The organism is Corynebacterium sp. MSK150, from assembly GCF_030229215.1.
In the GTDB taxonomy this organism is placed as follows: domain Bacteria; phylum Actinomycetota; class Actinomycetes; order Mycobacteriales; family Mycobacteriaceae; genus Corynebacterium.
Genome location: NZ_JASPHM010000013.1, coordinates 46127 through 67422 on the forward strand (window position 1 = coordinate 46127; position 21296 = coordinate 67422).

At 57.7% G+C, this 21296-nt stretch carries 19 protein-coding genes; 6 read left to right on the forward strand and 13 right to left on the reverse strand.

The annotated features are described in order from the left end of the window. The first annotated feature begins 46 nt into the window (after positions 1-46). On the forward strand, positions 47-571 hold the full coding sequence (gene ahpD, locus QP941_RS08995) for an alkylhydroperoxidase, AhpD family (protein WP_284814138.1): 525 nt from the start codon (positions 47-49) through the stop codon (positions 569-571). 91 nt (positions 572-662) lie between these two features. On the opposite strand, the gene QP941_RS09000 is transcribed toward ahpD, so the two are convergent. Next, entirely contained in the window at positions 663-3206 is a 2544-nt protein-coding gene (locus QP941_RS09000) for a DEAD/DEAH box helicase (RefSeq protein ID WP_284868721.1), read from the reverse strand. A gap of 34 nt (positions 3207-3240) precedes the next feature. Next, entirely contained in the window at positions 3241-4305 is a 1065-nt protein-coding gene (locus QP941_RS09005; protein WP_250413346.1) for a PAC2 family protein, read from the reverse strand. A gap of 242 nt (positions 4306-4547) precedes the next feature. Here QP941_RS09005 and QP941_RS09010 point away from each other — a divergent pair, with 242 nt between their 5' ends. After that, positions 4548-5633 (forward strand): DUF4192 domain-containing protein, encoded by a 1086-nt coding sequence (locus QP941_RS09010; RefSeq protein WP_284868722.1) that lies wholly within the window; start codon positions 4548-4550, stop codon positions 5631-5633. A 12-nt stretch (positions 5634-5645) separates the two neighbouring features. On the opposite strand, the gene galE is transcribed toward QP941_RS09010, so the two are convergent. The 9 genes from galE to QP941_RS09055 all read right to left on the reverse strand — a co-directional run bounded on the left by galE (position 5646) and on the right by QP941_RS09055 (position 15310). Next, positions 5646-6632, reverse strand: coding sequence for a UDP-glucose 4-epimerase GalE (gene galE / locus QP941_RS09015; RefSeq protein WP_284868723.1), 987 nt, complete (start codon positions 6630-6632; stop codon positions 5646-5648). 3 nt (positions 6633-6635) lie between these two features. Further along, positions 6636-7313: a metal-dependent transcriptional regulator gene (locus QP941_RS09020; protein ID WP_005328577.1), complete on the reverse strand. Its 678-nt coding sequence runs from the start codon at positions 7311-7313 to the stop codon at positions 6636-6638. A gap of 222 nt (positions 7314-7535) precedes the next feature. Further along, positions 7536-8549 (reverse strand): sigma-70 family RNA polymerase sigma factor, encoded by a 1014-nt coding sequence (locus QP941_RS09025; RefSeq protein WP_225746851.1) that lies wholly within the window; start codon positions 8547-8549, stop codon positions 7536-7538. A 182-nt stretch (positions 8550-8731) separates the two neighbouring features. Next, a complete protein-coding gene (locus QP941_RS09030) occupies positions 8732-9523 on the reverse strand; it encodes a helix-turn-helix transcriptional regulator (protein ID WP_370658817.1) in 792 nt (263 codons plus the stop codon). A 144-nt stretch (positions 9524-9667) separates the two neighbouring features. Next, on the reverse strand, positions 9668-11041 hold the full coding sequence (locus tag QP941_RS09035; RefSeq protein ID WP_225746853.1) for an L-serine ammonia-lyase: 1374 nt from the start codon (positions 11039-11041) through the stop codon (positions 9668-9670). 46 nt (positions 11042-11087) lie between these two features. Then, positions 11088-12503 carry an SLC5/6 family protein gene (locus QP941_RS09040; RefSeq protein WP_239277558.1) on the reverse strand — a complete coding sequence of 472 codons (1416 nt, stop codon included), beginning with the start codon at positions 12501-12503 and terminating at the stop codon, positions 11088-11090. A gap of 358 nt (positions 12504-12861) precedes the next feature. Continuing rightward, positions 12862-13305, reverse strand: coding sequence for a D-aminoacyl-tRNA deacylase (gene dtd, locus QP941_RS09045; protein WP_284868724.1), 444 nt, complete (start codon positions 13303-13305; stop codon positions 12862-12864). Positions 13306-13348: 43 nt separating this feature from the next. Beyond that, the gene (locus QP941_RS09050) at positions 13349-14920 is read right to left on the reverse strand and encodes a DUF7782 domain-containing protein (protein WP_284868725.1); all 1572 of its coding nucleotides are present in this window, start codon (positions 14918-14920) and stop codon (positions 13349-13351) included. 15 nt (positions 14921-14935) lie between these two features. Then, a complete protein-coding gene (locus tag QP941_RS09055) occupies positions 14936-15310 on the reverse strand; it encodes a DUF3099 domain-containing protein (protein WP_284765907.1) in 375 nt (124 codons plus the stop codon). 137 nt (positions 15311-15447) lie between these two features. On the opposite strand from QP941_RS09055, the gene QP941_RS09060 reads away from it, so the two are divergent. After that, positions 15448-15699: a DUF3039 domain-containing protein gene (locus QP941_RS09060; protein ID WP_005325062.1), complete on the forward strand. Its 252-nt coding sequence runs from the start codon at positions 15448-15450 to the stop codon at positions 15697-15699. Then, positions 15696-17462 (forward strand): DEAD/DEAH box helicase, encoded by a 1767-nt coding sequence (locus tag QP941_RS09065; protein ID WP_284868726.1) that lies wholly within the window; start codon positions 15696-15698, stop codon positions 17460-17462. The genes QP941_RS09060 and QP941_RS09065 overlap by 4 nt, the downstream gene beginning before the upstream one ends. Positions 17463-17552: 90 nt before the next feature. Here QP941_RS09065 and QP941_RS09070 read toward each other — a convergent pair whose 3' ends face one another. Beyond that, positions 17553-19091, reverse strand: coding sequence for an RNA polymerase sigma factor (locus QP941_RS09070; protein WP_284868727.1), 1539 nt, complete (start codon positions 19089-19091; stop codon positions 17553-17555). Between the two features lie 134 nt (positions 19092-19225). Further along, positions 19226-19984 carry a polyphosphate--glucose phosphotransferase gene (gene ppgK / locus QP941_RS09075; protein WP_284868728.1) on the reverse strand — a complete coding sequence of 253 codons (759 nt, stop codon included), beginning with the start codon at positions 19982-19984 and terminating at the stop codon, positions 19226-19228. Between ppgK and QP941_RS09080 the strand changes: the two genes are divergently transcribed. After that, positions 19983-20870 (forward strand): inositol monophosphatase family protein, encoded by an 888-nt coding sequence (locus tag QP941_RS09080; RefSeq protein WP_284868729.1) that lies wholly within the window; start codon positions 19983-19985, stop codon positions 20868-20870. The genes ppgK and QP941_RS09080 overlap by 2 nt on opposite strands. Before the next feature lie 111 nt (positions 20871-20981). Then, on the forward strand, positions 20982-21272 hold the full coding sequence (locus QP941_RS09085; protein ID WP_284765912.1) for a DUF4193 domain-containing protein: 291 nt from the start codon (positions 20982-20984) through the stop codon (positions 21270-21272). Positions 21273-21296 lie beyond the last annotated feature (24 nt).

The window sequence follows — 21296 nt, forward strand, 5'->3', positions numbered from 1 at the left end:
AATCCGACGCAGTAAATTCCTATCAAAACCTCAAAGGAGAAAAGCTATGTCTATTGATAATCTGAAGTCTTCCCTGCCGGAGTACGCCAAGGACCAGAAGCTCAACCTGGGCGCCCTGACCCGTTCCAAGGACCTCAATGAGGAGCAGCTTTGGGGCTGCCTGCTGGCATCGGCTGCTGCAACCCGCAATGACACCGTGCTGTCTGAGATTGCGGAAGAAGCAAAGGAGCACCTCTCCGAGGAAGCTATCGAGGCAGCCTACGGCGCAGCCACCGTTATGGCTATGAACAATGTTGCCTACCGTGCCAAGGGCTGGTTGGGCGATGACTACGCACAGGTTAAGTTCGGCCTGCGCATGAACATCATCTCGAAGCCAGGCGTAGACAAGGCCAACTTCGAGCTGTGGAATACCGCAGTTTCCGCCATCAATGGCTGCGAGCACTGCCTGGGTGCCCACGCGCACGAGCTCAACGAGGCTGGCCTGAGCAAGGAGCAGGTCTGGGAGGCCGTCAAGGTAGCGGCTGTTGTCCAGGCTGTGGCACAGGCTGTCCAGATCGAGGCCGCACGCTAAAATAGCCGGCCGATAGCCGCCCTCGCGCTTGCCGACGTCCCCCTCTTATTCCGGGGCGAGGCAACCAGGGTGGCTTTGTCGTTTTCGCTGGCTAATACTCCACGCGCAGGTCCGCTAGGCGGACTTCGCCGGCTTCATCGGAGGCATCGAGATCTACCGTAGCCACGAACTGGTAGGCGTGGTCTCCGTCTGGGTCCTTGATGATCTGGCGCACCGACCAGGCTCGCGAGTCAGTATCGCCAAGGCGGAAGAACTCCGGGCCGCGGGCCTCGGGGCCGGAATCGATGTCATCATATTCATCGAAATAGTCATCCAGGATAGCGCCGAAGTCTGGCACCTCGTCCAAGTAATCGAGCAGCTCCGCCAAGCGCTCTTCCTTTTCCAAAGCAAAGAGCTGCACCAAGCGGAACATGTAATTGCGCACCATAATGGTAAAGGCGCGGCGATTGGCCGTGAGCGCGGTGGGGTCCTCCACGCCAAAGGCCAGCTCGCGGTCCACCGTGTCTTGGTCGATGGGGGAGTCTTCGCCGGCCATTTGCGCCCATTCGTCGACAAGCGAGGAATCCACCTGGCGGATAAGCTCTCCCAGCCAGACAACGATGTCCTCGAGCTCCGGAGTGTTGTACTCATCGGGAATGGATTGCTTCAGGGTACGCCAGGCGTCGGTCAGGTAGCGCAAAATCACGCCCTCGGAGCGGGCCAAGCCGTAGGTTGCGACCAGATCGGAGAAGGTCATGGCGTTCTCGAGCATGTCGCGCACCACGGACTTGGGCCGCAGCTCAAACTCCTTGACCCACGCATTGGTCTCAGCGAAAGTATCGTAGGCCTGCTCCAATAGCTCTTCGAGCGGCTTCGGCCAGGTGATGTCTTCTACGATATTCATGCGGTCGGTGTAGTCCACCCCGTCCGCCTTTAGCGCGGCTATCTCTTCGCCGCGGCGCTGCTTCTGCTGGGCGATGAGCACCTGGCGCGGGTCATCCAGAATGGCCTCGAACACGGAAATGACGTCCAGGTTATAAGTCTCCGCCTCCGGATCCAGCAGCGAGAGCGCCGCCAGCGCGAATGGACCCAGCGGCTGATTGAGCGCAAAGTCCCGCGGCAGCTCTCGCACCAAGTGGTAGGGGCGGCCGTAGATATCCAATCCCTTGGTCGATTTTTGCACCACGCCGGAATCCACCAGCCCGCGGAAGAGATCGATAGCGGTGAGAATGTCCTTATTCTGTTTGCTGCGATTATCGTGATTGTCTCGCAGCAGGTGGCGCATGTGGTCAAAGCCATTGCCATGGCGTGCCAAGACGTTGAGCAGCATGGAATTAGAAACGCGGAACTGAGAGGTAAGCTGTTCCGGTTCCGCCTCAGTAAGACGCGCGAAGGTCTTCTCGGACCAGGACACCTCGCCTTCACGAGCGGACTTCTTCTTCAGCTTCTTCAAGCGCTTGGGGTCGTCGCCGATGCGGCGGCGCTCCTTAGCATTTTCAATCTCGTGCTCGGGGGCCTCGACCACCACAGTGCCCTCGGTGTCATAGCCGGCGCGGCCGGCGCGGCCGGCAATCTGGTGGAATTCGCGCGACTTGAGGATGCGTTGGCGCTGGCCGTCGAACTTGGCAAGCCCGGTCATCAGCACGGTGCGGATGGGTACGTTAATGCCCACACCCAAGGTATCGGTGCCGCAAATGACCTTAAGCAGGCCCTTTTGTGCCAAGCGCTCTACTAGACGGCGGTATTTGGGCAGCATTCCCGCGTGGTGGATGCCGATGCCCTTTCGCAAGAGCTTGGACAAATCTTTGCCAAAGGCAGTGGTGAAGCGGAAACCACCTATTTCCTGGGCAATCGCTTCCTTTTCTTCTTTAGTGATGATCCCCGATAGAGAGGTGAGCGCCTGGGCGCGCTCGGCCGCTTCACGCTGCGAGAAGTGCACCACGTAGATGGGAGCCTTCTTATCGGCCAAGAGCTCCTCGATGGTCTCGTGCACCGCGCTAAAGACATAGGAAAAGTCCAGTGGGACGGGACGCGTAGTGCCGGCGACGAGGTTGGTGGCGCGGCCGGTGCGGCGGGTGAGATCTTCTTCTAGCCACTGAGTATCGCCCAAAGTGGCGGACATGAGCAGGAACTGCGCCTTGGACAACTCTAGCAACGGCACCTGCCAGGCCCATCCGCGATCTGGTTCGGAGTAGTAGTGGAACTCGTCCATAACTACCTGGTTGATATTGGCCTCGGCACCATCGCGCAGCGCAATATTGGCCACAATCTCGGCGGTGGCGGCGATGATGGGGGCATTGCCGTTAACGGTGGCGTCGCCAGTCATCATGCCCACATTCTCGGCGCCGAAGATATCGCAAAGGGCAAAGAATTTCTCGCTCACAAGGGCCTTAATCGGCGCGGTATAGAAACTGCGCTGGCCACGAGCTAGGGCGATGAAGTGTGCAGCATTAGCCACCATGGACTTTCCTGAGCCAGTAGGCGTAGCGAGGATGACATTATCGCCGGCCAAAATGCCGAGCGAGGCTTCCTCCTGAGCCGGGTACAAATTAATACCCCGGCTGGTGGTCCACGAGGTAAAGGTATCCCAGATCGCCTCGTCAACGAGGGACTCGGGTACTTCCGTCAAATCTGGCAGCAGCTGAGATAAGTTCACCCCCACCACCTTAGCGGCGATGGGGGCGGGTTAGTTAGATATCGTCACCTAAGTCGCCCTCGCCCGAAGCAGAATCAGGGCCGTCCTTGCCATCATCGGACTGCGGGCCTTCCTCCTCGGCGGAATCTTCGCGGTCATCGATCTCTGTATTGATGATCTGCTGGCTTTCTTCTTCATCCAAGGAAGCCAAAAATGCTTGGAACTCCTCGCTGATTTCCTCACCGGTAGGCATAGGCTCCTCGCCGGGCATGATCGCCTGCGGATGCTCCTTGCGGTAGCGCTCCATATAAGCGTCATACTGTTGCTCGAGTTGTTGGACTACGCCTTCAATCTCATCCGAGCCACCAACTTGTTCCTCCAGTTGGTTTTCCACGCGAGAAATATCGGCCTCAATGCTGCCCAAAGGAATATTGAGGCGCGCCGCCCGCGCCACCGAATCCAGCAACTGGAACGTGGCCTGCGGATAAGGCGAAGCTGCCAGATAATGCGGCACGTGGACGGTATATCCAGCCACCGTGCGGTGCTTATCCGCTAGAGCCTTTTCCAGATACAGCGCGGCGGAGCCTGGGACCATCATGGTGGAATCCATCGAGAGCATGTGCTCGGTCAAGCGGGAGGAGGTGCCATGGGCCGTGACCACCGTGGGGCGGGTGTGCGGCACCGGCATCGGCGCGGCATAGAGCATGATGGTGTCTTCGATGTTGAACTTTTCCACCAGCTTCACCACGGCGGTAGTAAACGCCTCCCAGCGCATGTCCGGTTCAGGGCCAGACAGCAGTAGGAAGGTCTTGCCGGAATTATCGCGCAGCACCTTAATACCAAGATCCATGGACTCGATTTCCAGCGCCCGATCCTTATCAATCGTGATGGCTGGGCGGCGCGAGCGGTAATCAATCAGCTCATCAGAGTTAAATGACGCCAGCTGACGGCCTTCCAAAGCGGCTTTCAGGTGGTCAGCACTTGCCTCAATGGCCTGGCCAGCGTCAGCATAGCCGTGCATGGCAACAATCATGGTGGGGCCTTGTCCGTCACCGGAATCATCCCTAATCACCGGAGCCGGATATTCCAGCTCATACATGCGGCGATCTTCTTCGTGCATGTTGTGTTACCTCCTTGCTTTCTTACCTACCCCAACGCCGCGTGAGTGCTTACTATTCCCGCGCGCACTGCGAGGTTAAATAAACAATTGTGCCCCAAACCGCTGCGCATTGCCAGCGCAATCCCGGGCGGGGTGTGGAAAGCCGCTTGCCGACGCCCCCTTCACCCCACCTATCCACAGATCCCCACCACCTTTCCCTTAGCGGCCTATGCATAGTTGCGCGCGTGGTTGAAGCTGGGGCCATGGACATCACAACACCAACTCAGCCCATCCGTACGCCCGGCGATATCCTCGCCAATATCCCAGGAATCCTCGGATTCTTTCCCACTGAATCAGTGATCCTCATCTCCATCCAGCCCAGCCCACGCGGATACAGCATTGGGCCAGTAGCCCGCCTCGATCTGCACGATGTGCCTGGTGCCCTGCACGAGGTGATGGAGGCGTTTCATTGCGGAAATCCCGAAATCATTTTCTGCTTCGTCCTCTCTCAGCGCGAGGAAGGAGAGCTCTGGGATATTCTGCAGTCTCTTTACCATTTCCACGACCGGTCAGGTATGGGCATCGATGCCTGCTGGCTGGCCGAAGAATCATCCACCGATACCTCCTATGACCTCATCTTTGGCCACGCCACAGAAAGCGGCGAGGGCCCGCTGCAGAATTGGATGGAAGGAACCATACCCGCCATCTCGACGAGCCACACGATGCGCGCCTGCGTGAATAATGGCATGCTTCCGGAACTTAGCCGTCATGACTTGGTCCAGCGCTTTAAAGACCCGAACCCATACTTTGGGGAAGAAGAGATTAGGGCCATGGAGCGATGCGCCGAAGAGATTGCCCGCCAGCTGCGTGCCGGGCACGGGTACGGCACGACAGAACCAGTGCAGGTGGTCAAGCACCTCATTGCCGATGTGCGCTATGTGCTCAGCGAGGTCGAATCGCTGGAGGAAACCCTAGAAAATGAAGAATTGTTGTGTGTGGCAGCCATGTGGATGTCTACCACTTGGACCCGCGACCTAGTCATTACGGAGCTCGTCTCCGCGCCGCAGGAAGCAGGAGACCTGTTATTGGCGGTAGCGCGTACATTCCAGGGGTCTATTCGCTATAACGCCCTAGCTTTGTATGCTGCTGGCCAGGTGTCCCACGAATTCGGAATTTATGCCGGTCCGGCGCTTTCCGTAGTAGTAGAAGAGGCGCCCCATCACAATCTGGGGCGCCTCATAGCGCAGGGTTATCGCAGCGGCATGGGAAAGCGGTTGGTCTCCAGCCTATGCCATGGTTGCGAGCTAGCCCGCGAAGCAGCGGGGCTCCGCGTTGACAGCCCCGCCTAACACGCGCGGCGTCTAGGACCGCTTTGCGGAATGTGCCTTATCGCCAAGCTGTCGGGTGAAGTTCCATGCGTCGGTGACGATGGTTTCCAGGTCCGTACGGGTGGGATTCCACCCGAGCTCCCGCTGAATCTTCTCAGAGGAAGCGATGAGCGTAGCTGGGTCGCCCGCGCGGCGCGGGGCCGCCTCAGCCGGAATGTCGTGGCCGGTTACCTTGCGACACATCTCGATGACTTGCTTGACGGAGTACCCATCGCCAGAACCCAAGTTGTAAATGTGGTGCTTGCCAGATTCATTGGACTCGAGAGCAAGCACGTGGGCGTCGGCTAGATCGCGGATATGGATGTAGTCACGCACTGGGGTGCCGTCTGCGGTATCCCAGTCATCACCGAACATGAAAATCTTATCCCGGTGGCCCAAAGCAACCTGCAACACGATGGGGATGAGGTGGGTTTCTACCTCGCGGTTCTCGCCAATATTTCCGTAGGCGCCAGCCACATTGAAATAGCGCAGCGAGGTAGCGCCCAGGCCGTAGGCGTGGGCAAAGGACGTGATCATGTAGTCGATGGCCAGCTTGGTCGCACCATAAGGATTGGTGGGCTGGGTTGGCATGTCTTCCGTAATCGGGACCTGGTCGGGCTCACCGTAGGTTGCAGCGGTGGAGGAAAAGACGAGGTTTTTGACGTCGTTATCCCGCATGGCATTAAGCAGCGTCAGGGTAGTAACGACGTTGTGCTGCCAGTACTCATCTGGTTTTTCCACGGATTCGCCCACCAAGGAGCGCGCAGCGAAGTGAATGACGCCTTCGAAGCCACCTTCGCCCAGGACATCGGCAGCCTTGTCCGCGACGTCGCCCTCGATGACGCGGGCGGCTTCCGGAACGGCCTCGCGATTGCCGGTGGAGAAATTATCAATAATGGTTACGTCATGGCCCTGTTCGACCAATACAGCAGCGCAAACGCTGCCTACATAGCCCGCGCCACCTGTGACGAGAAGCTTCATGGGTTATACCTCCACGCGCACTGCGTGCGCCAAATCGTCGGAAAGCACGACGCTTCCGCCTTCCGGTGTCGACAGTGTAATCGTGCCGCTGTTATTGACCACAGACACCTTGGCGCCCACTCGGATTCCAGCATCGGTGAGTTCTTGGAAGGTGCCATCATCAACCTGCAGGATTTCATTGACCTGGATGACGGTCGCAGAGACCTGCTCGCCATTGGGGAGATCGACCGCGCGGGTGCCCTGATCCGGCTGTGGAACATCGAAGCCAAGTGCAGATAGCGCCGGAATAGGATTGCCAAAGGGCGACCGCGTCGGATCATCGAGAACAGCGACCATGCGCTTTTCCACCTCTTCGCTCATCACATGCTCCCACCGGCAGGCCTCGTCGTGGACCTTGGCAATGTCGAGCCCCAGGACGTCGGTAAGCAAACGCTCTGCCAAACGGTGCTTGCGCATGACTGCGGTTGCTAAGTCGCGGCCCTTGTCCGTGAGATCCAAACTGCGGTCGGTGCGCACGTGCAAAAGGCCATCGCGCTCCATGCGAGCCACGGTCTGAGAAACCGTTGGCCCGGACTGCTCCAAACGCTCCGCAATGCGGGCGCGCAGGGGAGTGATGCCTTCTTCCTCTAGCTCGTAGATGGTCCGCAGATACATCTCCGTTGTATCAACTAGGTCCCTCACGTGGGCATACCTTTCTGTGTGAATACGGTTACGCGGCTATTGTCCCGCCCAAGAACGGGAAAGCGCTTTCTAGACTCTGCAGTCCAGATTAGCCTACCCAAGGCTTGGTTCGCCGCTAAGAACCAAGCCGATGCCTTATCAACGCCAAACCCCGAGCCCATGGCGGTACGTTGCCAAATGGGCCCGGGGAGAGGATGTGTTGCCGAATGCGGTAGGCGTGGATTACAAAGCGTACTCGCGCAGGCGATCGGCGCGATTGCCATCGCGCAGCTTTGCCATAACTTCGCGCTCAATCTGGCGTACACGCTCGCGCGAAAGACCGAAGCGGCGACCAATCTGATCCAAGGTGCGCGGAACACCATCATCGAGGCCATAACGCAGGCGGATGACATCCTGCTCGCGCTTTTCCAAGGTGTCAATCACGCCGCGGATATCAGAGTGGCGCATAGATGCGACGACCGCGGTTTCAGCATCGGTAGCTTCTGCATCTTCAATGAAATCGCCCAAAGGAGCTTCTTCATCGGTACCTACCGGCATATCGAGAGAGACCGGATCGCGTGACTGGCGCAGCAGCATTTCAATCTTGTTCTCGTCAATACCGGATTCTTCCGAAAGTTCCTCGTTAGTAGCTTCGCGGCCCAAGGATTGATACATCTCGCGCTTAATGCGGGAAAGCTTGTTAACCTGCTCAACCAAGTGGACTGGGAGGCGAATGGTGCGGGACTGGTCAGCCATGCCGCGGGTAATCGCCTGACGGATCCACCAAGTGGCATAAGTGGAGAACTTGAAGCCCTTGGCGTAATCGAACTTCTCCATTGCGCGGATAAGGCCTAGGTTGCCCTCTTGGATGAGATCCAGCAGTGGCATACCGCGGCCGGTGTAGCGCTTTGCTAGCGAGACGACGAGGCGCAGGTTGGCTTCGAGCAGGTGGGAGCGTGCCTTCTTGCCTTCGCGGGCGAGGATCTTAAGGTCGCGCTTTTCTGCGCGGGTGAGCTTTTCTGCGTTATTGAGCTTGTACTCCGCGTACAGTCCAACCTCGATGGTCTGAGCGAGTTCTACCTCATCTTCCGCGCTGAGCAGTGCGGTCTTGCCAATGCCGTTGAGATAAACGCGGACGAGGTCGGCAGAAGGATTATCGTTGGTTTGGTTGCGGCGAGATCCGCGGTCTACTTCCTGTTCTTCATCAGTAGTGGCACTTGAAGTGCCCTTGGCGGTGGTGGCAGATGTCTTCGTCATAGTGAAGCCTCCTGAATTTGTCGCCGGTTTCACAAAGTACAACGGAGTCTTAAGCGATTTAGTTCCCGGTGCGGAGAGAAATATTAAAAACAGTTGTTCCCCGTGGTACAACTCCACCTTTTCGGGGGAGAGGTACCACGGGGAACGGTTACGAGCTGCGAACAGCGTGGAATGTGGAACTACTATCCACGCACCTGGACGAGGTAGCGGTAGATAGTCGGTTCAGATACGCCTAGGCGCGTCGCTGCCGCGGCGATTCCTCCTTTAAGGAGGAAAAATCCTGCATCCTCAAGGTCAGAAACCACCTCGAGGCGCTCTTCGCGCTGCATGCGAGGAACTGGCGTGCTCTGGTTGGAAATCGCAGAGTTCAACATGGAATCGAGAAGGTGCTCCACGTTAGAACGCAAAGACTCGCTGACTTCTTCCTTCTTTGGTTCCTCTTCTGCAGCCTCGTCTTCTGGAACTGGGTCTGGTACCGCTACGGGGCGCTGCGGTTGCTCCTCCGTGCCGGGGTAGCCGCCGAAAGCCTTGGACTTATCAAATGCGGGATCATCTGCGTTGCCGATAAGTGCGGCGGCAGCATCGCGAATGTGTACCAACTCGGAGACATCAACATTGATGCACAGCATGCCGCGCATATGGCCGGAGTCGTCGCGGATGAAGTAGCTTGAAGAGCGGCAAATCTTGCCTTCCGCATTGACGGCGCGGTAGCCGGTCATCATGGGGATTGCTGCGGCATCGCCTTGTTTCATAAACCACAGTGCGAAGTCGGTCACGGGGCCGCCTAGCTGCCGGCCGGAGATGTGGCCGTTGGCGATGGCCATGATGGATTTATCGGGAACGTCGAGATCGTGGAGTACGATTTCGGTGTTTGGGCCCATTGCCTTACCGAGGAATTCGACGAGGGGAATGTACTGCTCGAGGAAATTTTCTTCGGAGGCACTGCCGCTAGGGAAGTTCATTAGCTGAAGCATGTCCTTTAATTCCTGTCAGGTTATAGAGAAGATATCACACGGAAGCGAATAGGCGGAAGGGGGAGTAGCGCCAAGAAAGCCGGATGAACACAAGCGGCTTAGCGCTGTGCTCACCCGGCTCATCGCTTCTTTACAGGGTGGTCTCTATCCACACACCGGAACTGGCGGGTGAACTGCTAGGGCCAGGCCACCTTGTGAGGTTTCCCTGTACTTGGCGTTCATATCCTTACCAGTCTTATACATGGTCCAGATGACTTCGTCCAAAGAAACGCATGGCTTGCTCTCGCGCTCCAGCGCCATGCGAGCGCTGGTGATGGAGTCAACGGCAGCGACAGCGTTGCGCTCAATGCAGGGTACCTGAACCTGTCCAAGGACTGGGTCACAGGTCAGGCCTAGCTTGTGCTCCATGCCAATCTCGGCTGCAATGCAAACCTGCTCTGGGGTAGCGCCCATGAGCTGGGCGAGACCGCCAGCAGCCATGGAGCACGCTACACCAACCTCACCCTGGCAGCCGACCTCAGCGCCAGAGATGGAAGCGTTCATCTTGTACAGGGAAGCAATCTGGTTGCAGGCGAAGATGTAATCAGCAAACATCTCGGTGGTAACGGGCTCAACGAACTTGTCGTAGTAAGCCAGTACTGCCGGGACAACGCCGCAGGCGCCGTTCGTAGGTGCGGTGACAACGCGGCCGCAGGATGCATTCTCTTCAGAGATAGCCAGTGCGAACATATTGACCCAGCTGAGGATGTTCAGACCATCGTGCGGTTCAGACTGCTCCAGGCGGCGCCTGAGGGCAGCGGCGCGGCGGGGGACAAGCAGGGAGCCTGGCAGCGGGCCGTCGGTAGCGGAGCCGCGCTTGATGCCGGTGTACATGACATCGCGAACCTTGCGTAGGTGCTCGTTGACCTCATCTTCGGAGCGCAGTGCCAGCTCGTTGGCAAGTCCAAGCTCCGGGAGGGTCATGTTGTTCTTCTCGCACAGCTCGAGCATCTCTGCGGCGCTGGCGTAGGGGAAGGGGATATCAACCTTGGCGTCGGTGCGCTTGGCAAAGTCTTCCTGCTTGACGATGAAACCGCCACCGACTGAGTAGTAGGTCTTGTGCAGGATGTCTTCCTCGCCGGCGAAGGCGATAAGACACATGCCGTTCTCGTGCATTGGGAGGTACTCATCGTGGAAGTAGAAGCCGCCGTCCTTGGGGAATTCTACCTCGTGGGAGCCGCCCAGCATGAGCTTCTCGCTGCTGCGGACGTTCTTCATGAATTCGGAGATGCCGTCGATATCAACCGTCTCTGGCTCTTCACCAGCGAGGCCGAGGAGGATGGCCTTGTCGGTGGAGTGGCCGATGCCTGTGAGGGAGAGGGAACCGTAGACATTTGCCTGAACTCGAGTGACCTTGTCAAAGAGGTCCTTTTCCTTGAGCTCGTCCACGAAAGCCTTGCCGGCTTTCATTGGCCCAAGAGTGTGTGAGCTTGAGGGGCCGATGCCAATCTTGAACATATCGAAGATGCTGATGAACATTGTTCTTTCCTTGAATCCTCTGCGATTTTCTCGTCTGCGGCGGTGCTTAGAAAGCCTGGACGATGGAGTAGATGATGGTTGCTAGGGCGACGAGGCCCATGAAGAAGACGAAGTAGTTGGAAGCCTTGCCCTTGTAGCGCTTCAGCGCAGGAACCTTGTGGATGGCGACCATTGGGATGATGAAGAGCATGATGGCAATCGTCGGGCCACACAGGGTTTCAATCATGCCCAGGATGGATGGGTCAGCCCAGGCGACGAGCCAAGCGGTGACCAGCATGAAGATGAGGGTGATGGTATCGAGCTTGTGCGCGGACTCAGCGTCGTCCTTGCTTGCGTTCTTGCTGCCCTTGATGACGAGACCTTCGAAGCCTTCGGCTGCGCCGAGGTAGTGGCCGAGGAAGGACTTAGCAACTGCAATCATGGCGATGATTGGGGCAATCCACTGGATAAGTGGGTTATCGAAGTGGTTGGCCAGGTAGGACAGGATGGTGATGTTTTGTGCCTTAGCGTCTGCCATGTCAGCCGGGGAGAGGCTCAGAGCGCAGGAGAAGACGAAGAACATGACCACGACGACCATGAGGATTTCTGCGCGGAGCAAGGTCTTGCGAGACTTGGCCTCAGCGAACTTGCCGTAGGTCTGGCGGCGGTCAACGGCGAAGGAGGAAATCATCGGGGAGTGGTTGAAGGAGAAGACCATAACCGGGACCAGCAGCATCAGGGTAACGCCCATGCTGTGGCCAGAAGCCTCGCGAGCAACGTTGAGGTCGAAGGAATCAAAGAGTGCGGTATTCCACTTCGGGATGAGGTAGAGGGAAAGTAGAACCAGGATGCCGATGAATGGGTAGACCAAGTAGGACATGACGTGAACTACGACGTCCTTGCCCATGCGGACGATTAGGATAAGGCCGCCTACCAGCAGTAGGGAGGTAAGCCAGCGGTCCGGCGGGGTGATTCCGAGCTGGTGCTCCAAGAAAGAGTTGACCGTGTTGGTGATGGTTACCGAGTAAACCAGCAGGATGGGGTAGACCGACAGGAAGTACAGAATGTTCATCAGAACGCCGGCCTTCATGCCAAAGTGTTCCTCGACGACGTCCGTGAGGTCACCGTCTGGCTTGGAGCTGGACAGGACCAAGCGAGTCATTCCGCGGTGGGCCCAGTAGGTCATGGGCAGTGCTACCACCGTCATGATGATCAGTGGGATGATGCCGCCGATACCGGCGTTGATGGGGAGGAAGAGGACGCCGGCGCCGATTGCGGTGCCGAACAGGGAGAGCATCCATACGGTGTCTTCCTTATTCCACTTCGGTGCACCCTTCTGGCCATCAAACGGAGTGTCAATGCCAGGGGCTGGTGCGGATTCTTTGGAGGAGGGAGCTGCCTTGGAGGTCTTGAGGTCCTCAGGCATCTCAGCCTGGTTTTCTGGGTGCTGGGCTTTGTTGCGCCGCTTGATTGAGTGGGACATTTTCTTTCCTACATCTAGTTGGTCGGCCGAAGCGTTTGGGCTTCTGCAACCATGATTGAGAAAAACTTTCTCACTCAATTTTGCGTTTGTAGGACTTTGAGAAACTGTCTCTCATCCTGCATATACAGCCCTTTTGCTTCGCTGTGCCTTCAGTATAGAACAAAATCTTGCAGAGTGATAATAAATTATTGCACTGCGGGTAGGGCATTTATCACTCTCTGAGGATTTGCATTCCGTAGCGCTTCATGGCTTGCTCGACACAAAATCTGGAAAAGTGGTTTAAGTCACGAAAGCGTTTGTAAAAGGGCCTGCTTAACACGATTTTCAGTTCTCGTGGGGCGGAAATAGAGGGTGCGGGCTAGGTCTCTACTAAGACGGTGAAAGGTCCTTCGTTCACAGAGGAAACGCGCATTTTAGCCCCGAATTGGCCTGTTTTAACTGATACGCCGCGTTCCCTGAGGTTCGCAATAATCGCCGCGATGACCGGTTCGGCTTCGGGGCCTGGAGCGGCATCCGCCCACGAAGGGCGCCGCCCTTTGGCAGTGCGGCCGTACAAAGTAAATTGGCTCACCACAAGCACAGGCGCTGCGGCATCAATGACTGACACTTCGCCATCAAGAATGCGCAGTTCTGCAATCTTGCGTGCCATTTTCTCAGCGCGGGGACGCCAATCATCCATATCCTCGCGCGAGACCCCAATTAGAGCGAGAAGGCCACCGGTTTCGGGGCAATCGATGGCACCCACGGTTTCTCCATCGACGGTTACTTTGGCCTCCGATACCCGAGTCAAAACTGCGCGCATGGTTTACTTCTCCTTATATAACGAGTGGGGGGACAGTGTGGATCTAGCTGAGGTCCGGAGAATCGGTATCTAAGAGGAGATCAGCTGGGATAAGCAGGCCATGTCGGACCATATCGATCACGGCGGGTAGGGCAGCAGTAGTAAGTTCTGCTTCGTCGAATCCGTGTGCCGCTGCATACAGGCCAATGGTTTCTTCCAGGTTCAAGCCCTGTGGGTTGAGTCCGGCGACAATGGCAGCGATGTGTTCATCTACTTCGTGGCTCCAGCGCGGACCGTCGGTGCGAGTAAGGCGTAGAGCGGCCCGAGTAAAGCCCTGGCCTAATTCCCCGTCTGGGGTACTGATATCTTCGCGTGCCAGCCCTGGGCGTACGTGGAAGTGCTTTCCCTGTAGCTCGCCGGGTACAAGGTCGCGCAACCACGCCACACGGGCAAAGTATTCTTCTACTTCAGGGCCAAGTGGGTCGCTAAAGGCCTGCGGCATTTCTTCGGCCAAGATATCGGCAGGTTCATCGTCGCGGATCCGTTGGATCGCGACAAAACCAAAGCCAATGCCATTGACCTCATGTCGCTGGAAATGTTCCAGCCAGGCGCGAGAGCGCTCTTGTCCTTCAGGGGAGCGTACATCCAGGGATTCATCCTCGAGCCAGGTGGACACATAGAGTGCGGGATCGGCTACGTCGCGCTGAATGATCCAGGCGGCAATTCCTTTGTCCGGCAGCCAGGAAGCAACGCGTTGCTGCCAGGTCTCGCCGCTGGTGTGTACCCAAGCGGCCAGAAGGTGAGCCGTTCCGCCAGGGGTTAGGTGATCGGTGGCACGAGAGACAACCAGCTCGCTAGCACCGTCCAGATTTAACCCGGAGTCGCGGTAGACGTGGCCAACTTCCGGAAGGCCAACAACAAAAGGTGGGTTAGCTACAAGGCGGTCAAAGCGGCGGCCGGCTACGGGGTCGAACCACGAACCTTGCAGCAATTCCACTTTCTCGCTATCGCCAGTAGCGGCAATGGTAGCCTCGGCCAACTCCAATGCACGCTCATGCACGTCGGTGGCGGTAATCTTTTCAGCGCAATCGAGCTGCCCCAGCAATTGGACGCCCGAGCCAGTGCCTAGATCTAAGACGCTGCCCACTGGGCTTACTGGCGTGGATTGCAGCAGCGAAAGGCTTGCCGCACCAACGCCAAGCACATGGTCTGGGCCGGGTACGTGGTCGACCAAGGATGCGTCGACGTCGGAGAAGATGAGACGGTTGGCGCCAACGATGATGTGGGGGCGGATATCGAGGGCAATGTAGGCCTTGCCATGGGCGTCGGCAAGCGCAACATTGGCATCCAGCAACTGGGTAGCCAGGCGCGCACCTACCGCCTCGCCTAAAAGGGTCGCCGGTAGGTGTTCATGCAGGAGGAAGAAGCGGATCAATAAATCCAATTGAGATTCGCTGTGCGCGGCGAGCGTAACTGGTGCGGGTTCGCCGCGGAAGAGGGCCTCGGTAACTTCCGGACCTAGGTGCCCGGCTATGCCATCGGTAGTAAAACCGGCGGCGGTAAAGACATCGGAAAGCTCTTCGGCCAGCTTGGCTAGCGCGGTGGCATCAAAGTCGGGGCCAAAAGCGGTCGTCATGAAAGCAGGAATCCTTTACTTTTCTTCGTGATCGATGATGTCGTGGTGTGCCTCAATAGGTCGGGCGGTGCCGCCGGATACCTGTGGGGCGTGGGCTTGGTTATAAAGCTGCCGGTTCATGGCTGGCTTGTACACGTTTTTCTCGCGCTTATCCTTCTTTTCACCTCGGCCGTTGCCAATCACCACTGCTATCCAGGGGAGGGGAAACGTCACGCCCACAATGATGGCGGCTAGAAGCCACCAATGCATATAGAGGAAAAAGCCGGCGATGAGCAGGGAAGGAACGCGCAAAAACTGGAAGATTCCGTACTGAATTTCGCGGCGCTTGCGGTCCTGGCCAGGCGTGAGCTTGGCATCTGTGATGAGATAGCGCTCTTTTTTGCCAAACAACCTAGATTCGGCTCCCCTCGTGCGCGTCGGCGTTCCCTCGATAAGGGGAGAGGGGCGCAGTGGCTGGCGTGCATGACGTGTACATGTTCTCCAAGGGTAGCCGCCTGACTCGCAAAGTTCGATGCCGATGCGGCAAAATGGAGTGCGTGACTACGACTACGAAGACAATTGAACGGCCAGATATTCGTGAAGACACTTCGACGACGGATAATGACACGCCGAAGTTCTTCCACTACGTCAAAAAGGATCACATCCTCGATTCCGCGGTGAACGGCAAGTATGTCGTTGCGCTGTGCGGCGAAACATTCCCGGTGACCAAGCAGGCAAAGCCGGGTTCTCCGGTGTGCCCCGATTGTGAGCGTGTGTATAAGGGTCTGCGCCGCAAGTGAGGACTTTTAAGAAGACTAACCTTCGCGCCTGGCAGCAATCCGCCCTCGATAAATTCCTCGCTACTAAGCCGCAAGACTTCATGGCGGTGGCGACCCCAGGCGCCGGAAAGACTACCTTCGCCCTGCGCATTGCCACCGAGCTCATGGAAGACCGTACGGTCGAGCGCGTAATCGTGGTGGTGCCTACCGAACACCTCAAGACCCAGTGGTCTAGCGCTGCCGCACGCGTAGGTCTGGCTCTAGATCCGGCGTTTAGCAATTCCTCCGCCGTTAATCCCTCGATGGACGGCATTGTGGTGACTTACGCGCAGGTGGGTATGCACCCCTTTAAGCACCGCGCTGTGGCCTCTGCCCGGCGCACTTTGGTGATCCTTGACGAGATTCACCATGCAGGCGACGCCAAGAGCTGGGGAGATGGCGTCAAGGAAGCTTATGACGATGTCAATCACCGCCTGGCTTTGACCGGTACGCCTTTCCGCTCCGACGACTCGCCCATTCCATTCGTCCAGTACGTGGACGATGGGGAGGGGCACAAGGTATCCCGCTCGGACCATACCTATGGCTATGGCGATGCGCTTGCCGACGGCGTCGTGCGCCCCGTTGTCTTTCTTTCTTACTCTGGCGAAGCCCGCTGGCGCGATTCGGCGGGTGAGGAACATGCAGCCCGCTTGGGCGACATTATGAATGCGGAGCAAACCGCCCGAGCGTGGCGCACCGCGTTGGACCCCAAGGGCGAATGGATCCCTGCAGTGCTGCAGGCAGCGCATACCCGACTCATGCAAATGCGGCGCAATATGCCGGATGCCGGTGGCCTCGTGTTGGCATCGGATACGACGACCGCACGCGCGTACGCCAAGATCCTCAAACAGCTGTCCAATACTCCGGTGTCGGTGATTTTGTCTGATGATCCCGGCTCCTCTGATCGCATTCAGGAGTTTTCTGAGTCCACCGATGAGTGGATGGTGGCAGTCCGCATGGTGTCTGAGGGAGTGGACGTCCCGCGCCTAGCAGTGGGCGTGTATGCGACGTCCGCATCGACCCCGCTATTTTTCGCCCAGGCCATCGGCCGCTTCGTGCGCTCGCGCATGCCGGGTGAGACGGCGTCCGTTTTCCTTCCCTCGGTGCCTGTTTTGCTGGGCTTGGCGGAAAATATGGAAAAGTCCCGCGATCACGTTTTGGGTGAGGAAAAGCCCGACAAGGAAGGCTGGGACGACGACCTGCTAGAGCAGGCGAATCAGAAAAAGACCGAACCAGACATGCTGGAGAAGTCTTATGAGTCGCTTGGTGCCGAGGCAGAGTTCTCGGGCCTGCTTTATAACGGTTCTCAGTTCAACACTGGGGACATGACCACGGATGAAGAAGCCGATTTCCTTGGTATTCCCGGGTTGCTCGATGCGGACCAAGTCAAGGACCTGCTGCGCAAGAAGCAATCTGAGGAAATGGACCGCCGCGAGGCGGAGGAAAAAGCGCGGCGCGCGGCTGAGGCCGAAGAGGCTCACCGTCGCAAGCTCTATGGCATGGACTATGCCCCGGCCTCGCGGAAGAAGGCTGTGGAAGCTGAGTCAAGCGATACTGGAGTCGTCGATGAGCTAGGCCAGCTGCGCAAAGAACTCAACACGGTAGTCTCCATCGCTGCCCAGCGCTCGGGCCGCCCGCACGGTGCTATCCATACTGAGGTGCGCAAGGCCTGTGGCGGCCCGCCCACCGCGCTGTGCAATGCCGAGCAGCTGCGCGAGCGCATCGAATACCTGCGCAAGTGGTAGAACAGCCCACGGTGGCTAGAGAGTAGTTACGCAGAAAGCCCGCACCGAAAAAATTGGTGCGGGCTTTCTGCGCTCCTGCAGCTGCAGCGATTAGTCGAGGTAATCGCGCAGAACCTGCGAACGAGAGGGGTGGCGCAGCTTCGACATCGTCTTGGACTCGATCTGGCGAATGCGCTCGCGGGTAACTCCGTAGACCTGGCCAATCTCGTCTAAAGTGCGCGGCATACCGTCGGTCAAGCCAAAGCGGAGGCGAACCACGCCGGCTTCACGCTCGGACAGCGTAGTCAGCACGTCTTGGAGCTGATCCTGCAGCAGGGTGAAAGATACGGCGTCGACCGCAATGACGGCCTCGGAGTCCTCGATGAAGTCACCCAACTGGGAATCGCCTTCGTCACCGATGGTCTGATCCAAGGAAATAGGCTCGCGGGCGTACTGCTGGATTTCGAGCACCTTTTCCTCGGTGATATCCATCTCCTTCGCCAGCTCCTGCGGGGTAGGCTCGCGGCCCAAGTCCTGCAAGAGCTCGCGCTGGATGCGGCCCAGCTTGTTGATGACTTCCACCATGTGAACTGGGATGCGGATGGTACGAGCCTGGTCAGCCATGGCACGGGTAATGGCCTGGCGGATCCACCAGGTGGCGTAAGTGGAGAACTTATAGCCCTTGGTGTAATCGAACTTCTCCACCGCGCGGATAAGACCCAGGTTTCCTTCCTGAATGAGGTCCAAGAAAGCCATGCCACGGCCGGTGTAGCGCTTGGCCAAGGAAACCACCAGACGCAGGTTGGCCTCCAGCAGGTGGTTCTTGGCCTTGCGGCCATCGCGGGCGATACTGCGCAGGTCGCGCTTTTCCATGGGGGAGAGCTTGGCAGCTTTATCGCCTTCGGCGCGGGCCTTCTCCATCTCATCCATGCGGTGCTGTGCGTACAGGCCAGCCTCGATGCGCTTGGCTAGGGAAACCTCTTGCTCGGCGTTGAGTAGGGCGACCTTACCAATCTGCTTGAGGTAGGCACGGACGGAGTCAGCAGAGGCGGTTAACTGCGCATCCTTACGTGCCTGACGCAGCGCAGCGGACTCTTCCTCATCCCAGACGGAAGAGGAGTCTTCCTCTTCTTCCTCATCGTCGTCGTCCAAGTCCTCTTCGAGGTCATCGTCCTCGAGGTCTTCGCCGGCGTCGAAGTCATCATCGTCTTCGATGTCCGCATTGGTGGGATCGAAGTCGACGTCTTCGTCGTGCTCGTCCTCCTCGAGCTCCTCTTCTGCTTCCGGCTGTGCCTGCTTTTCGGACTCGGCCGGGGATTCCTGCTTCTTTGCCGCGGATTTGCGGACCGTCTTCTTAGTGGCCTTTTTGGCAGACTTCTTAGTGGTCTTCTTGGCCGACTTTTTGGCGGTCTTCTTTGCCGTCTTCTTGGCTGTTTTCTTAGCGGTCTTTTTGGCCGTCTTCTTAGCCGTCTTTTTCGCGGTTTTCTTTGCCGTCTTCTTGGCGGTCTTCTTTGCAGGAGTAGATGCCTCAGCGGCGTTTTCGCCCTCGCCGAGTGCCTGGTCTGAAGATTCAGTGGCTGCCACGTACGCCCTTTCGACTAACTTCTTGATTGAAACAGCTCTGTGCGCCCTACTCGGACGCTCGTGCATCAGTGTGATGTTAGCGCGTTGTGGCCTTATGCAGGCCAGACACGCCCTAGAGCTATTTAACTTAGGATCGACCGCCCAGTATAGAGGATCTTTCCAATCTGCCGGTGGATAGGGTCACCTGCAGTGCGTAAGCATTACGGTTTCAAACCGTCTACCGCCGCCATCGCAGCTCCGACAATTCCTGCGCGATTGCGCAGTTGTGCAGGCATGACGGGGGTTTCAATATCAAGGTGTGGGCCCCACTTTTCAAACTTACGGGAAATTCCACCCCCGATGAGGAAGGCCTGCGGGTTAAAAAGCTTTTCATATTCCGCGAGGACCTTGTTGAGTCGTTTAGTCCACTGCTTGTACTTGAGTTCCTCGCGGTCCTTCACGGCCGAGGACGCAATTTTCTCAGCCTCGTCATCGCCCACCATCAGGTGCCCCAGTTCGGTATTGGGGAACAACTGGCCGTCGAGGAAGAAGGCCGAACCGATACCGGTGCCCAGGGTTAGGAAGATTACGGAGCCTTGCTTGGCGATGTCCTCTCCGTAGGCAACCTCGGCTAGTCCCGCCGCGTCGGCGTCGTTAAGCACGGCAAAATCCGAATCCAGGTAGTCCGCAAAGAGTTCTGTGGCGTTGACGCCAATCCAATCCTTGGAAATATTTGCCGCAGTCTCGACTTCTTGGTTGCGAACCACGGAAGGCAGGGTGATGCCAACGGGGCCATCCCACTGCTTTTCCTGCACGATTTGAGCTACTACCTTGGCAACATCATGCGGGGTAGATGGCTGTGGGGTGGCGATCTTCATACGCTCGCCCACGAATTCGCCGGTGGCGAGGTCCACCTCAGCGCCTTTAATGCCGGAGCCGCCGATATCGATGCCAAAGGAATGGCCAGAAAGAGTAGTCATGCCCGACAGTCTAGAAGAAGGCACAATAGTTGGCATGACTGAGCAGATCGATTTTTGCCAATTGCGGGATTTTGCCGTTTCTACCGCCACCCGGGCTGCGGAATTAATTACTGCGCGGCGCGCAGAACTAGTCGCAGGTGACGGCATCGCGGCGCATACCCACACCAAGTCCAGCGACGTAGATCCAGTAACGGAGGTCGATACCGCGACAGAGGAGTTCATTGCCACCACCATTCGCACCCAACGCCCCGGGGATGGAATTTTTGGCGAAGAAGGCGCCAATGTGGAGTCAACCAGTGGCGTTACCTGGATTGTCGATCCGATTGATGGCACCGTGAATTTCCTCTACGGGGTGCCGGACTACGCCGTATCCATTGGTGTGGAATACCAAGGTCACCTCGTCGCTGGCGCGGTGGTCAACGTGGCGCGCGGGCGCACCTATGCGGCCGCAGCTGGGCAGGGCGCTACGGTCACCGGACCAGACGGAATTGAGCACGCACTGCGGTGCAACCAGACACAAGCTCCTGCGTTGGCCTTGGTAGCCACCGGCTTTGGATACGAAGCTGACCGGCGAGCAGCCCAAGCCGAGCTCCTCACCAAGCTCCTGCCTAATGTACGTGATATTCGCCGCATCGGCGCTGCCGCGCTCGACCTATGCAGGGTGGCAGAGGGAACCGTTGACGCCTACTTTGAGCACGGCATCAATGCGTGGGACTTCGCTGCCGGGGCAATCATTGCTCGCGAGGCAGGTGCGGTGGTGCGCCATCCAGGCTTTGATAAAGGCTCCGCTGACGGTGAACTTACCTGGGCCGCGGGGGCAGATTTGGCCCCCGCATTCGAAGAGCTTTTAGCAGCGCACAGGGTCACGGACGTGCTGCGGGGGTAATAGTTTCCCGCGCCGGCGAGCGGTGATATGACATCTAGCCATTTGTGCTTTACTATGCGCGATCGATAAATACCATTCCTTAGAGCAACTTGACCATTAGGGGCGTGCATTATGGCCACCGATTATGACGCACCGCGCCGGCGCGCGGAAGATGAACTCGAAACTGATTCCTTAGAAGGACTCAAGGCCGCTGAGAGCGATAACAACGGCATGGACGATGACGGAGAAATCGTCGAAGCCTTCCAGCCGCCAACAGTAGACCTCACGGGCGAGGAGCTTAATGTTGAGGTAGTTCCACGTCAGGAAAATGAGTTTACCTGCGGTTCGTGTTTCCTAGTGCAGTCCAATAAGCGTTACTCCCACGAAGAGGACGGCCAGCCAATCTGCAAGGATTGCGCCTAAAAGGAATACGCAGCAGAAACGAAA